Annotated in this window: 12 protein-coding genes and 1 riboswitch; of the genes, 3 read left to right on the top strand and 9 right to left on the bottom strand. The window is 56.3% G+C overall.

Going from position 1 to position 13,287, the window contains the following annotated elements; genetic code table 11:
- Positions 1–23 precede the first annotated feature (23 nt).
- Complete coding sequence (locus EDF73_RS17425; protein WP_132730328.1) at positions 24–977, bottom strand: sugar-binding transcriptional regulator; 954 nt, start codon at positions 975–977, stop codon at positions 24–26.
- Between the two features lie 343 nt (positions 978–1,320).
- On the opposite strand from EDF73_RS17425, the gene rluF reads away from it, so the two are divergent.
- Entirely contained in the window at positions 1,321–2,190 is an 870-nt protein-coding gene (gene rluF, locus EDF73_RS17420; RefSeq protein WP_132730327.1) for a 23S rRNA pseudouridine(2604) synthase RluF, read from the top strand.
- Here the strand turns inward: rluF and EDF73_RS17415 are convergent.
- The 3 genes from EDF73_RS17415 to lysC all read right to left on the bottom strand — a co-directional run bounded on the left by EDF73_RS17415 (position 2,187) and on the right by lysC (position 4,963).
- On the bottom strand, positions 2,187–2,459 hold the full coding sequence (locus EDF73_RS17415) for a DUF3811 domain-containing protein (RefSeq protein WP_132730326.1): 273 nt from the start codon (positions 2,457–2,459) through the stop codon (positions 2,187–2,189). The two genes, rluF and EDF73_RS17415, sit on opposite strands and share 4 nt — an antisense overlap.
- A 127-nt stretch (positions 2,460–2,586) precedes the next feature.
- Positions 2,587–3,516: a ketopantoate/pantoate/pantothenate transporter PanS gene (panS, locus tag EDF73_RS17410; RefSeq protein WP_132730325.1), complete on the bottom strand. Its 930-nt coding sequence runs from the start codon at positions 3,514–3,516 to the stop codon at positions 2,587–2,589.
- Positions 3,517–3,613: 97 nt separating this feature from the next.
- Positions 3,614–4,963, bottom strand: a complete 1,350-nt coding sequence (lysC, locus tag EDF73_RS17405; RefSeq protein ID WP_132730324.1) for a lysine-sensitive aspartokinase 3 — start codon at positions 4,961–4,963, stop codon at positions 3,614–3,616.
- A 173-nt stretch (positions 4,964–5,136) separates the two neighbouring features.
- Positions 5,137–5,369, bottom strand: a riboswitch (Lysine riboswitch).
- A 350-nt stretch (positions 5,370–5,719) separates the two neighbouring features.
- Between lysC and pgi the strand changes: the two genes are divergently transcribed.
- Positions 5,720–7,369, top strand: a complete 1,650-nt coding sequence (gene pgi, locus EDF73_RS17395) for a glucose-6-phosphate isomerase (RefSeq protein ID WP_132730323.1) — start codon at positions 5,720–5,722, stop codon at positions 7,367–7,369.
- Between the two features lie 67 nt (positions 7,370–7,436).
- Here pgi and EDF73_RS17390 read toward each other — a convergent pair whose 3' ends face one another.
- Together EDF73_RS17390 and EDF73_RS17385 are read right to left on the bottom strand one after the other, a co-directional pair.
- The gene (locus EDF73_RS17390; RefSeq protein WP_132730322.1) at positions 7,437–7,895 is read right to left on the bottom strand and encodes an acyltransferase; all 459 of its coding nucleotides are present in this window, start codon (positions 7,893–7,895) and stop codon (positions 7,437–7,439) included.
- 8 nt (positions 7,896–7,903) lie between these two features.
- Positions 7,904–8,413, bottom strand: coding sequence for a GNAT family N-acetyltransferase (locus EDF73_RS17385; RefSeq protein ID WP_132730321.1), 510 nt, complete (start codon positions 8,411–8,413; stop codon positions 7,904–7,906).
- Between the two features lie 146 nt (positions 8,414–8,559).
- Here EDF73_RS17385 and psiE point away from each other — a divergent pair, with 146 nt between their 5' ends.
- Positions 8,560–8,970 carry a phosphate-starvation-inducible protein PsiE gene (gene psiE / locus EDF73_RS17380; protein WP_132730320.1) on the top strand — a complete coding sequence of 137 codons (411 nt, stop codon included), beginning with the start codon at positions 8,560–8,562 and terminating at the stop codon, positions 8,968–8,970.
- A 193-nt stretch (positions 8,971–9,163) separates the two neighbouring features.
- Here psiE and malG read toward each other — a convergent pair whose 3' ends face one another.
- From malG to malE, 3 genes are all read right to left on the bottom strand, one after another.
- A complete protein-coding gene (gene malG / locus EDF73_RS17375; RefSeq protein WP_041143584.1) occupies positions 9,164–10,054 on the bottom strand; it encodes a maltose ABC transporter permease MalG in 891 nt (296 codons plus the stop codon).
- A gap of 139 nt (positions 10,055–10,193) precedes the next feature.
- Positions 10,194–11,738, bottom strand: coding sequence for a maltose ABC transporter permease MalF (malF, locus tag EDF73_RS17370; protein WP_132730319.1), 1,545 nt, complete (start codon positions 11,736–11,738; stop codon positions 10,194–10,196).
- Between the two features lie 120 nt (positions 11,739–11,858).
- A complete protein-coding gene (gene malE, locus EDF73_RS17365; RefSeq protein WP_132730318.1) occupies positions 11,859–13,049 on the bottom strand; it encodes a maltose/maltodextrin ABC transporter substrate-binding protein MalE in 1,191 nt (396 codons plus the stop codon).
- Positions 13,050–13,287: the final 238 nt, after the last annotated feature.

Here is a 13,287-nt window from a genome sequence, read left to right as displayed (position 1 = left end):
GCTGCGTAAATAGAAAAAGACTGTTACTTCAGTAATCGCTCTGCGGTTTCTCGATTCGTTACCAGACAATTAATATAACCACCGCGTAATGCGCCAATAATACCGGTGTATTTTTCTTCGCCAAGGGCAATACCTACGGAATAACGCGCGTGTTTTAATCTGGCGATATCAATGGCGAGCGTTTTTTCATTCATATTGGTTTCCACAGCGCTGCCGTTGATATCATAAAAGCGTGAGCAAATATCGCCGGCGACGTGGCGAGCATTGAGATCGTCGCTCTCTTCACTACCATAAAACGCATGCCAGTTAGCGCCATTACGAATCGCCGGTGAGCCGATCCCCACCAGGGCGACGTCGAGATTTTCCCAGTAGGAGGAAATGGTCTGATAGTGCTGGGACTGCATGATGCCGTTGCGAATCAGGGTGTTGTCCAGCAGCGCCGGAAAGTCCGCCAGATGCGACTCGGCCTTGAGTCTGGCCGCCGCCCCGTAGGTCAGCGTGTTCACATGATAGCGACTCTCCAGTTTGCCGGAGGGGCCGCCGATAATCGGCACGCAAATGACCTGCCGCGACTGGCTGGCCTGCGGCAAGGTTTCGACCAGCGCCCGGACCGCGCGTCCCCAGGAAAAACCGATGATATCGCCCGGCTCAAGCAGGCGGTCGACCAACTGAGCGCCATGTTGCCCGATGGTGTTCAGCTGGTCCTCTTCCAGCAGGGAGCCGCAGGAGGCGACAACCGCCTCTTTGAGGCCAAATTTTTGCTTCAGCTGCTGCTCCAGCCACAGATTTTCGTTGTAGTCATAGTTGATGGCGATAGTGACAATACCCTGCTCGCGGCCGCGTTTCAGCAGGCGGCTGATAGTGGTGCGGTAAATACCCAGTTCGCGAGCAATCTGCGCCTGGGTCAGGTCCTGCTCATAATAGAGCTGGGCAACTTTTACGATTAAGCGGATATCGTCGCTGTTTTCGATCGCCATCTTCGGGCTCCTGCACATTTGTGCAAATGACATTCTTGCTCTCTTGATCTGATATAACCCCATCAGTCGCGCACGACAAAGCAATTTTCGCCCATTTCACCCGCGCTGGCTGGTGGTTTATTTTGCACATTTGCTTATGGGGCGGTCGGGAGATGGCACGTTTGTGCCGTTTAAGCTAATCGTTTGATTCTGCTTATTTTCGCCAGGCAAAGTTGCAACCCATCGCCCGGGACACTTTTGTGTAGAAAGGCGCGGCAGATCACATTTAGCCTCAGGGCGGAGGTACGCGATTATTTTTGATTGCCCGCAGGCTGAGGTATATTTCGCTTTTACAGGAGAATTTATGCTGCCAGACTCATCAACCCGATTAAATAAGTACATCAGTGAAAGCGGCATCTGCTCGCGTCGCGAAGCGGATCGCTACATTGAACAAGGCAATGTTTTTATCAATGGTAAGCGAGCGACCATTGGCGATCGGGTCAACCCTGGCGATGTCGTGAAGGTAAACGGTCAGGCGATTGAGCCGCGCGAGGCCGAAGATCTGGTGTTCATCGCCCTGAATAAGCCGGTGGGCATTGTCAGTACCACTGAAGACAGCGAACGCGACAACATTGTGGACTTTGTTAACCACAGCAAACGTATTTTCCCCATTGGTCGACTGGACAAAGATTCCCAGGGGCTGATCTTCCTGACCAACCATGGCGATCTGGTGAATAAGATCCTGCGCGCCGGGAACGATCACGAAAAAGAGTATCTGGTGACGGTCGATAAACCGGTGACCGATGAGTTTATTCGTGGTCTCGGCGTAGGGGTGCCGATCCTTGGGACGGTGACGAAGAAGTGCAAAGTCCGCAAGGAAGCGCCGTTCGTGTTCCGCATTACGCTGGTGCAGGGGCTTAACCGGCAGATTCGCCGTATGTGCGAGTACTTTGGCTATGAAGTCACTAAGCTTGAGCGCACGCGGATTATGAACGTCGGGCTGTCGGGGTTACCGCTCGGCGAGTGGCGAGACCTGACGGATGATGAGCTGGTGGCGCTGTTTAAACTGATTGAGAATTCGTCGTCTGAGGCCAAACCCAAGGCGAAGGCCAAACCGAAAACGGCCGGAATTAAGCGCCCGGTAGTGAAAGTGGAAAAGGCCAATGAGAAAGGGCGCCCGGCGTCAAACGGGAAACGTTTTACTCAGCCGGGGCGTAAAAAGAAAGGGCGTTAACGTCTGCCGCGCGTCGGCGTACTCGCCGACCATGAGAATGACGTTTCGCTATCGGGTTTGTAAGCCTGCTTTTTCTTTACCTGGCGGGCTTTTTTGGCCTCTGCTTCACGCAGCGCCATCAGTTTGTTGATGTACTCTTTTTTGACGGCATTGGTCTCGGCGTTGGTCAGCGGACGGCCGTGTGCAATCCGGGCCCGGTCAAGCAGCGTTTTGAGTTCGCGCTGCTCGCGCTCGGTCATCTCTTTTTGCGTAATGCGGGGAAGTGCCATAGTGGTGCCCTCAGTCTGCCGGATAACCCAGTGTACGGTAATCACGGGCTGACGGACAGCGCGTTAGCCTGGCAGAAGGGGACGCGAAGGGTAAAATACCCGGGCCGTCGGCCCGGGCGACGCGCTGTTAGCGTTTATTTCCTTTTTTCACGGTCGGTTTCCCGGACCAGTAGCCGGCCAGCAGCGAACCGGACAGGTTGTGCCAGACCGAGAACAGCGCCCCCGGCAGGGCGGCGAGCGGGCCGAAGTAGATTTTCCCCAGCGCCGCAGCAAGACCGGAGTTTTGCATCCCCACTTCAATCGCCAGCGTCCGGCAGGTCGATTCGTCAAAACCGAACAGCCGCCCGCCCCAGTAGCCGCCGAGCAGGCCAATGGCGTTGTGCAGGATCACCGCGACAATCACCACCAGGCCAACGGAGGCGATATGCGATGCGGAACCGGCCACCACCGCGCTGATGATCGCCAGAATGCAGATCATCGAGAAAGCGGGCAGGAAAGGCTCAACCGCTTTCACCACTTTCGGCAGCATATGGTGAATGATCAGCCCCAGCGCAATCGGGATCACCACGATTTGCAGGATACTGAGCAGCATACCCATCACGTCGACCTGAATATGGGCATCGACATACAGCCGCGTCAGCAGCGGCGTCGCCACCACGCCGACCAGCGTCGAAACGGAAGAGATGGTGACGGACAGCGCCACATCGCCTTTCGCCAGGTAGATCATCACGTTTGAAGCCGTGCCGCTGGCGACGCTGCCGACCAGCACCATGCCGGCGGACAGCTCCGGCGGCATACGGAACAGCCACGCCAGCACCCAGGCGGCAAGCGGCATCACCAGATAGTGGAGAAAAATTCCCGCCGCCACCGGCGCCGGGCGCGACAGAACGCGCTTAAAGTCGTCCAGTTTCAGGTGTACGCCCATCCCGAACATGATCAGCATCAGCAGGGTGGTGACCCAGGGGCCAACGGGCGTAAAGGTTGACGGCGTGTAATAGGCCAGAACAGAGAGCAGCAGCGCCCATAGCGGGAACAGCCTCGTCAGCGTAGCGAGCATGTTGTTTTCCTTGCGGCATGGTTTGTTGTGTTGATGTAGTTATAAAAAAGCCGGGTTCGAGCCCGGCTATAGGTAATATTTATCGCGTGAAGAAATATTATTCAAACAAATTATGATGCAGTTTCTGCACGACCTGCTCGGCATCGGCGCCTGGCACCAGGAAGCAGAGGTTATGGCTGGAGGCGCCGTAGCAAATCATCCGAATATTGAACGGCTCCAGAACGCCGAATACCTCTTTGCCGACGCCGCAGGCGCGCGACAGCTCGTTGCCGATCAGGGCGACCAGCGCCAGGTCCTGCTCCACTTCCACGCGGCACAGGGAGGAGAGCTCGGTCAGCAGCGCCTGGGTTAGCAGGGTATCGGTGGCGGAGGTCGAACCGGTGGTATCCATGGTCAGCGCCACGCTGACTTCCGAGGTGGTGATCAGATCCACCGAGATATTGTGCCGCGCGAGGATGCCGAACACTTCCGCCAGGAAGCCGCGCGAGTGCAGCATATTCAGGCTGTGCAGGGTCAGCAGCGTCTGGCGACGGCGTAAGGCCAGCGCGCGGAACAGCGGCGGATTGTCGGTTTTATTGCACACCAGGGTTCCGCCCGCGGTGGGTTCTTTGCTGGAGCCAACGAAGACCGGAATATCGCTCCGCACGGCAGGCAATAAGGTGGCCGGATGGAGCACTTTCGCCCCGAAGGTGGCCATTTCTGCCGCTTCGGCAAAGGCGATGACATCGATGCGTTTTGCCGCCGGCGCTACGCGTGGGTCGGTGGTGTAGATCCCCGGAACGTCGGTCCAGATATCGACGCGGCTGGCGTTCAGCGCTTCACCCAGCAGCGCCGCGGTATAGTCGCTGCCGCCGCGGCCCAGGGTGGTGGTACGGCCTTTGGCTTCGCTACCGATAAAGCCCTGTGTGACCACCAGGCCTTCGGCAAGGCGCGGAGTCAGCTGCAGCTGGGTCAGCTCAGAGAGGGCGGCAATATCGGGCTCGGCACGGCCAAAACGATCGTTAGTGCGCATAATTTTACGCACGTCGAACCACTGCGCCGCAATACCGCGTTCGCGGAGGATTTCGACAAACAGCAGGGTGGACATCAGTTCACCATGGCTAACCAGCTCATCGGTCAGCGCCGTGGAGCTGGCCAGAGAGGCGGCTTCCGCCAGGGTGGTGATGTTTTCCAGCAGGCGCTCAATCTCTTCGCGAATCACATTGGGATAGCGCAGGCGTTCGAGAATATTGAATTGGATCTGGCGCAGCGATTCGAGTTTTTCGAAACGCTCAGCGGGTTCCAGCCCTTCAGCCAATGCCACCAGCAGATTCGTCACTCCCGCAGAGGCGGACAGCACCACCACGCGCGTGTTTTCATCGAGTCGCGCAACGTCCACGCTGCGGTTCATGGCATCGAAATCGGCAACGCTGGTGCCGCCGAATTTGGCTACAACTAAATCTGTCATAACAACCTCGTGTCAGGGGGGCCTGACTTATTAAAACGATTCCTGAGCCGGTGTGGGCTGGACACCAACTGCCAGTAATAAAATGTCTTAATAAGCCAGGCCAAATTATTCAGCCATGGCACAAGGGAAGAGCGAAAAACAGGGTGGGCGCAGAGCGATAAACAGCTACGATGTCACCCAGAAGTGCTCCACCTTGTAGACCCGTTTCCCAACGCGTGGCGTCAGTCGGCGGGTATGAAACGCCCGACTGCGAACGTTTCTGGTGACAACCCAGGGGATTCAGCCCCTGTAGCCGGTGAAGAGCGTACCAGACGCTTTTTCACCTCGGCGTTGCTCCCCCTCACGTATTTTCCCCGGACTGGTTCCTCCAATACGGTTACCTGGGCAACGCACCTCTTCTGGCAATTACCGACGTCTTTCACTTTGCCTGGGGACGCTGGTGAGAGTTCCCCCTGCAATACCCTTTCGCTGTAGCGTGAAATGCGCGAGCAATACAAACCTGCAGATGTGCAGGCAGTGCAGTTATATAAAGGCTTCAGAGCAGGTATGTCAACGCTGCGGTTATGCGGATTTTTCATGCACCGGCGATTAACAGAAAAAAGCCTTATGATGGCTATACTAGTAGAGGCTTTTTACCCTGATCTGACCCTATTCCTGATGCGCGTCATCGGCATAACATAAAAATCATCACAATTTTTTGCCGCCGGCGCTACAATCGACCGCAGTCACAATTCTCAAATCAGAAGAGTATTGCTAATGAAAAACATCAATCCAACGCAGACATCTGCCTGGCAGGCATTACAGAAACACTTTGATGAAATGAAAGACGTCACTATCAGCGAGCTGTTTGCGCAAGATAGCGATCGTTTCTCTAAGTTTTCCGCCACCTTCGACGATCTGATGCTGGTGGATTTTTCCAAAAACCGCATCACCGCAGAGACGCTGGCGAAACTGCAGGATCTGGCGAAAGAGACCGATCTGGCGGGCGCGATCAAATCGATGTTCTCCGGCGAGAAAATCAACCGCACCGAAGACCGTGCGGTGCTGCACGTCGCGCTGCGCAACCGTAGCAATACTCCGATCGTCGTTGACGGCAAAGATGTGATGCCGGAAGTGAACGCGGTGCTTGAGAAGATGAAAACCTTCTCCGAAGCCATTATCTCCGGCAGCTGGAAAGGTTATACCGGTAAGGCGATCACTGACGTGGTCAACATCGGTATCGGCGGCTCTGACCTCGGCCCGTTCATGGTGACCGAAGCGCTGCGCCCGTACAAAAACCATCTCAACATGCACTTCGTTTCTAACGTCGATGGTACCCACATCGCGGAAGTGCTGAAGAGCGTGAACCCGGAAACGACCCTGTTCCTGGTCGCCTCTAAAACTTTTACTACCCAGGAGACCATGACCAACGCCCACAGCGCGCGCGACTGGTTCCTGAACACCGCGGGCGATGACAAACACGTCGCGAAACACTTCGCGGCGCTGTCAACGAACGGTAAAGCGGTGGGTGAGTTCGGGATCGACACCGCCAACATGTTCGAATTCTGGGACTGGGTCGGCGGCCGCTACTCCCTGTGGTCGGCGATTGGTCTGTCCATTATCCTCTCCGTTGGCTTCGACAACTTCGTGGAGCTGCTGTCCGGCGCTCACGCGATGGATAAACACTTCTCCACCACGCCGGCCGAGAAAAACCTGCCGGTGCTGCTGGCGCTGATCGGTATCTGGTACAACAATTTCTTCGGCGCAGAAACCGAAGCGATTCTGCCGTATGACCAGTACATGCATCGTTTTGCAGCCTACTTCCAGCAGGGGAACATGGAATCTAACGGTAAATACGTTGACCGTGACGGCAACGTCGTGGATTACCAGACCGGCCCCATCATCTGGGGTGAGCCGGGCACTAACGGTCAGCACGCGTTCTACCAGCTGATCCACCAGGGCACCAAAATGGTACCGTGCGATTTCATCGCCCCGGCCATTACCCACAACCCGCTGTCCGATCACCATCCGAAGCTGCTGTCCAACTTCTTCGCGCAGACCGAAGCGCTGGCGTTCGGTAAATCCCGCGAAGTGGTTGAGCAGGAATATCGTGACCAGGGTAAAGACCCGGCCACGCTCGATCACGTGGTGCCGTTCAAAGTGTTTGCCGGCAACCGCCCGACTAACTCGATCCTGCTGCGTGAAATCACTCCGTTCAGCCTGGGGGCGTTGATTGCCCTGTATGAACATAAGATCTTCACTCAGGGCGCGATTCTGAACATCTTTACCTTCGACCAGTGGGGCGTTGAGCTGGGTAAACAGCTGGCTAACCGTATCCTGCCGGAACTGAAAGATGGCGAAGAAATCAGCAGCCACGATAGCTCCACCAACGGCCTGATTAACCGCTACAAGGCCTGGCGCGCATAATCACGCCCCCGATCACGGAGCGAGCGTTAATCCGCAGCAATAGTGCCGACCCCAGGGTCGGCATTTTTTATGGCAGACGGCGCAACAATTTCGCCGGATTCCCTGCCCAGACGCCTTTTTCGGTAATTGATTTGGTGACTACGCTGCCCGCGCCAATGACGGCACCGTCGCAGATGTTGACCGCCAGAATCGCCGCGCCGCTGCCGATCGACACATCGTTGCCGATAACAATCCGCCCCCAGTTCTCCCGGTTGGCATCGGGGCGCCCTTCGCGAAACATATCGTTGGCAAACATTACGCCATGGCCGATGAAGCAACGCTCGCCGAGGGTGACGTACTCGCAGATAAAGGTGTGGGACTGGATTTTGCTGTCCGCGCCGATGCGCGTATTGCCCTGAATTTCAACGAACGGCCCGACGAAGACGTTATCGCCAAGCACACAGTCGTAGAGGTTAGCGGGCTGGTAGATCACCACGTTCTCGCCGCAGGTGACGTTGCGGATACCGGTTTCACGAAGAGTGTGCATAGTGCCTCTCAGATAGGTTTGGCCAGAATATGTAGCGTGCTCATGTGGGTTGCGGAGCGGAATACGCTGTCTTGCACATATTGCATACCTGAGCGCTCATAAAAACGCCTGGCGCCGGGGTTGCTGGCGAGGACTTCTAACCACAGCCAGTCGTCGCCCGCCGCCTTTGCCCGCGCTTCAACGGCGCTAAAAATCTGCTCACCGTAGCCATGTCCTGTCTCAGCGGGCAGTAAATAGAGCTTATGCAGCAACGTGCCGCGCGGACCATCGGTTGCCATCGGCTGATGGCAGCTGTATTTCGCGAAGCCGACAGGATGCCGGGCTTCGGCAATCAGCCAGCAGCTGCGCTCATCGGCGAGGCTACGGTGAAGGGCGGGCAGGGAGTACTCCTGCTGGAGGAAGTGCGCCAGCTCGCTGGCGCTGTGCCAGAGGTGGGCGAAGTGGTGGCGATAGCTGGCGTTCCCCATTTCATTCAGCATGGGAGCGTCTTCCCGGTGCGCCGTCCGTATTGTCAGCATTACTGTATCCTTTTTAACCCGCCGGTCTGGCAAGTGATTGTTACATTTGACGCAACAGACGCAAAAAGTTAACGAATAATATCGATCTGGATCACGTTTTTGCGTTATACAGATCGGCAGGAATAATGAATATAAGAGGTGTGCCTATGCCGTCGGTCTATCGTCCGTTGGTCAATTTTGTGGCGACCGCCATGCAGGCCGTTTTGAATCTGGCGCTGCTGTGCCTGGGGATCATCCTGGTGGTTTTTCTGGGGAAAGAGACGTTCCATCTGGCGCATGTCCTGTTTACTCCGGAACCGGTGAGTAAGTACAAGCTGGTCGAAGGGCTGGTGGTCTATTTTCTCTATTTTGAGTTTATCGCGCTGATTGTGAAGTACTTTGAGTCGGGTTTTCACTTCCCGCTGCGCTATTTCGTCTATATCGGCATTACGGCGATTGTGCGGCTGATCATTGTCGATCATGAGTCGCCGATGGCGGTGCTGATCTATTCGGCGGCGATCCTGATTCTGGTGATTACGCTGTGGCTATGTAACTCCAACCGGCTGAAACGCGAATAAAAAAAAGCGGCCTCCAGGGCCGCTGACCAACAGTCACAAATTTACTTTATGTAGGGTCCAGTTGAGGATAGCAGTGGCATTTGCCTTACTTTTTCAGCTGAGGGCGGCGGCTACCGTACCCGGTTGGGGTTCGTGTACAGCAACTGAACCACCATCCCTCCTCTGAAATTTGGGGCGGGTATAACAATGAAACTTAACCTTTCACCCCGCCCGCCGTCAGGCCGTTGACCAGCCAGCGCTGGGCCAGCAGGAAGACAACCGTAATCGGAATGGCGGAGAGCACCGCCGCAGCGGCAAAGTCGCCCCACAGGTAGTTCTGCGGGTTGAGATACTGCTGCATACCGACGGCCAGGGTATAGCTGTTGACATCGCGCAGCAGCAGCGAGGCTACCGGCACTTCGGTAATTGCGGCAATGAACGACAGAATAAACACCACCGCCAGAATCGGTACCGACAGCGGCAGCAGGACCAGACGGAAGGCCTGCCACGGCGTGGCGCCGTCCAGCGCCGCCGCTTCTTCCAGCGAACCGTCGATGGTTTCGAAGTAGCCTTTAATCGTCCAGACGTGCAGCGCAATCCCGCCCATATAGGCGAAGATGACGCCGCCGTGGGTGTTCAGGCCGACGAACGGTAAATACTGGCCGAGGCGGTCAAACAAGGCGTATAACGCCACCAGCGACAGCACCGCCGGGAACATCTGGAAAATCAGCATCCCTTTCAGCAGGGTGGCTTTGCCCGGGAAGCGCATGCGGGCGAAGGCATAGGCGCAGGTGGTGGACAGCGCCACGATGCCGATGGCGGTGATCCCGGCGACTTTCACCGAGTTCCACAACCACAGCAGAACCGGGAAGGGTGGCGGGGTGACGCGGCCGTCAGCGTGCTCGACGCTGAAGCCCAGCGCCAGCCGCCAGTGCTCCCAGGAGATCTGGTCCGGGATCAGGCTACCGGTGGCGAAGTTACCCTCGCGCAGAGAGATAGCGATAACCATCAGCAGCGGGAACATAATCGCCGCGATGAAAATTAGCAGCAGGAGGTGCGTGGTGAACAAACGCAGCTTCTGAGATTTGGGTTGTACCATAGCCATAATATTTTATTCCCCTTGATACCGCTCCAGGCGGGCGAGTCTGTCATGTTGAACCCGGCCAGCGCTCGGTTTCCTCACGTACGACCTGTACGTTCCGGTTCTGCCGCGCTGGCCGAGCCATGACGCCTGGCCATCCCAGTTAGTCAAATTTCATGCGTGTCGCTTTCAGGTTAACAATCGCCAGCACGCCCACCAGCAGGAAGATCAGAGTGGCGATCGCCGCCGCCAGACCGAAGTCCTGACCGCCGCCGCCTTCAAAGGCGATACGGTAGGTGTAGCTCACCAGCAGGTCGGTATAACCGGCCGGGGTGGTGGTGCCGAGGCGGTCCGGGCCGCCGTTGGTTAACAGCTGAATCAGCACGAAGTTATTAAAGTTAAAGGCGAAGCTGGCGATCATCAGCGGCGTCAGTGGTTTGATCAGCAGCGGAAGCGTAATTTTAAAGAAGTTCTGGAACGGTCCGGCGCCATCCATTGCCGAGGCTTCGTACAGGTCGTCAGGGATCGCTTTCAGCAGACCCATGCACAGAATCATCATGTACGGATAGCCCAGCCAGGTGTTGACGATAATAATCATGCTGCGCGCGGTGGTCGGGTCGCTGAACCACGCCGGCTTGATGCCGAACAGCGCGCTGAGCATCATGTTGATCTCACCAAAGCTCTGGTTGAACAGCCCTTTGAAAATCAGAATCGAGATAAACGACGGAACGGCGTAGGGCAGAATCAGCAGGACGCGGTAAATCGCTTTACCTTTCAAGGATTCCCACTGTACGAGGCAGGCGAGGACCATGCCAACGGCCACGGTCAGAATCACCGTCAGTACCGAGAAGACCACCGTCCAGACGAAGATGGCGAAGAACGGCTTCTGGATACCCTCATCGGTGAACACGCGGGTGAAGTTATCCCAACCGATGCTGACGGTGTAGCCTGGGCTGAGCTTCTCCGCGCTCCAGCTACCGTCAGCGTTGATGGACTGATAAAAACCGATGTCATTGTTCGGGCGATATTTTACGCCGCTCTGGTTATTGGTCAGCGTGCCGTCCGCCGCCAGCGCGTACAGCGGCTGGGTGCCGGAGAACTGGCGCAGCGAGCTCATAATCACTTTGCTGTCGTCAGGCAGTACGGCAGTCAGCTGGTTCAGCGCGGTACGGTTCTGGGTAATGACGCGCAGATTGGCGCGTTCGCCTTCCGGCAGCGCATCGCCTTCTTTTAAGGCCAGTTTCTGCTCGCCGCCGAGTTTAAAGGCGTCGGAGACGTAATTTTTGCCGCTGTCGCCATCGGTCAGCGCCAGCTTCCACTCATCGCCCGCCGGGAACAGCGAGAAGTTGTAAGACTTGCCGGCCTGGAAGGAGCGATCCATCAGCACTTCCTGAGCGCGCTCGAAGGTCAGCTGGTTGGTGCTGCTGTAGTTGGTGAAGGCGATAGCAATGGTGCAAATCAGGGGAAACAGAACAAACAGGCCCATTCCGGCAAGGCCCGGATAGACATAACGCCAGGCATAGGCCTTGCGGTTGGTAAAGATATACAGGCCAGCCGAGCTTAAAATCAGCGTCAGGATGGCGAACAGGTACTCCCCCTGGGCGTACATCAAAACAACAAGGTAACCCACCAGCAGGCACAGCAAGCCAATCACAGACCACGTCAGCTGCGGGCTTTGCCACCAGTGTTTCTTTTTAACGACATCCATGGGGATCATCCTCTACAACGTATTTTATTCTCCCTCTCCCCTCAGGACAGCGGGTCGGACCGGGGCCTGGTGGGCCTGGACTCCGACCCGCTCCCGAGAAGGGAGAGGGGACGAGCAGGATTACTTAGTGATACGAGTCTGTGCGTCTTTCAGCGCGGCATCGACGGTCTGACGACCGCTCGCTGCGTTGATAACCGCGGTACGTACGGCATACCAGAAGGCGGACATCTGCGGGATGTTCGGCATGATTTCGCCTTTCTGGGCGTTCGCCATGGTGGCGGCGATACGCGGATCTTTTTCCAGTTTTTCCTGGAAGGATTTCAGCGCTACGGCGCCCAGCGGTTTGTCCTTATTCACTTCATCCAGACCCTGGTCGGTCAGCAGATAGTTTTCAAGGAACTCTTTCGCCAGTTCTTTGTTCGGGCTGGCGGCGTTGATACCGGCGCTCAGTACGCCAACGAACGGTTTAGAGGCGTTGCCTTTGAAGGTTGGCAGCAGCGTCACGCCATAGTTAATCTTGCTCTTATCGATGTTTGACCACGCCCACGGACCGTTGATGGTCATCGCGGTTTCGCCTTTGTTGAACGCTGCTTCCGCGATGGAGTAATCGGTATCGGCATTCATGTGTTTATTCTTGATGAGGTCAACCAGGAAGGTCAGGCCGGCTTTCGCGCCCGCGCTGTCCACGCCCACGTTTTTGACGTCATATTTGCCGTTTTCAAACTTGAACGCATAGCCGCCGTCAGCAGCGATCAGCGGCCAGGTGAAGTACGGTTCCTGCAGGTTGAACATCAGCGCGCTCTTACCTTTCGCTTTCAGTTCTTTATCCAGCGCCGGGATCTCTTCCCAGGTTTTTGGCGGGTTCGGTACCAGGTCTTTGTTGTAAATCAGCGACAGCGCTTCAACCGCGATAGGGTAGGCGATCAGCTTGCCGTTATAGCGTACCGCGTCCCAGGTGAACGGGTAGAGTTTGTCCTGGAAAGCTTTGTCCGGGGAGATCTCAGCCAGCAGGCCGGATTGTGCATAGCCACCGAAACGGTCATGTGCCCAGAAGATGATATCCGGGCCGTCGCCGGTCGCCGCGACCTGCGGGAATTTTTCTTCCAGCTTATCCGGGTGCTCGATGGAGACTTTAATGCCGGTATCTTTTTCAAACTTTTTACCCACTTCGGCGAGACCGTTATAGCCTTTATCGCCGTTAATCCAGATAACCAGCTTACCTTCTTCAATTTTGGCGAGGGCAGAGGCGGAAAACATCATCGTGGTCAATGCAGACAGCGCGAGGATGCGAGCGCCGGTTTTGATTTTCATATACCAGTCCTTTTTGGTGATGTGCTCGTGGATACACTTAGGTGGCTTGACGGTGATGAGTTTCCTTTTTTAACAACCCCTTTCCATCCTCCCTATGTCTACGCCCCACCCGTGGTTTGTGTGATCTGTGTTGCAGAAATACCAGTATTGGGTTCTGGAGCACATAAAAACGGGGCCATTTTTGCAACCTGTATCACGAAAATGGCCTGGCCGGGCCATCCCCCGCCGCGAGGAGCAA

The sequence above is a fragment of the Klebsiella sp. BIGb0138 genome (genome assembly GCF_004342285.1).
Taxonomy (GTDB): Bacteria; Pseudomonadota; Gammaproteobacteria; order Enterobacterales; family Enterobacteriaceae; genus Klebsiella.
This window is presented reverse-complemented; position numbering and strand designations above follow the sequence as displayed.

Bases quoted from the DNA above. Each gene is read 5' to 3' on its own strand.
- EDF73_RS17425 (WP_132730328.1), bottom strand. From the start codon at position 977: ATGGCGATCGAAAACAGCGACGATATCCGCTTAATCGTAAAAGTTGCC.
- EDF73_RS17390 (WP_132730322.1), bottom strand. From the start codon at position 7,895: ATGCACACTCTTCGTGAAACCGGTATCCGCAACGTCACCTGCGGCGAG.
- EDF73_RS17385 (WP_132730321.1), bottom strand. From the start codon at position 8,413: ATGCTGACAATACGGACGGCGCACCGGGAAGACGCTCCCATGCTGAAT.
- EDF73_RS17415 (WP_132730326.1), bottom strand. From the start codon at position 2,459: ATGGCACTTCCCCGCATTACGCAAAAAGAGATGACCGAGCGCGAGCAG.
- pgi (WP_132730323.1), top strand. From the start codon at position 5,720: ATGAAAAACATCAATCCAACGCAGACATCTGCCTGGCAGGCATTACAG.
- malE (WP_132730318.1), bottom strand. From the start codon at position 13,049: ATGAAAATCAAAACCGGCGCTCGCATCCTCGCGCTGTCTGCATTGACC.
- lysC (WP_132730324.1), bottom strand. From the start codon at position 4,963: ATGACAGATTTAGTTGTAGCCAAATTCGGCGGCACCAGCGTTGCCGAT.
- malF (WP_132730319.1), bottom strand. From the start codon at position 11,738: ATGGATGTCGTTAAAAAGAAACACTGGTGGCAAAGCCCGCAGCTGACG.
- rluF (WP_132730327.1), top strand. From the start codon at position 1,321: ATGCTGCCAGACTCATCAACCCGATTAAATAAGTACATCAGTGAAAGC.
- panS (WP_132730325.1), bottom strand. From the start codon at position 3,516: ATGCTCGCTACGCTGACGAGGCTGTTCCCGCTATGGGCGCTGCTGCTC.
- psiE (WP_132730320.1), top strand. From the start codon at position 8,560: ATGCCGTCGGTCTATCGTCCGTTGGTCAATTTTGTGGCGACCGCCATG.
- malG (WP_041143584.1), bottom strand. From the start codon at position 10,054: ATGGCTATGGTACAACCCAAATCTCAGAAGCTGCGTTTGTTCACCACG.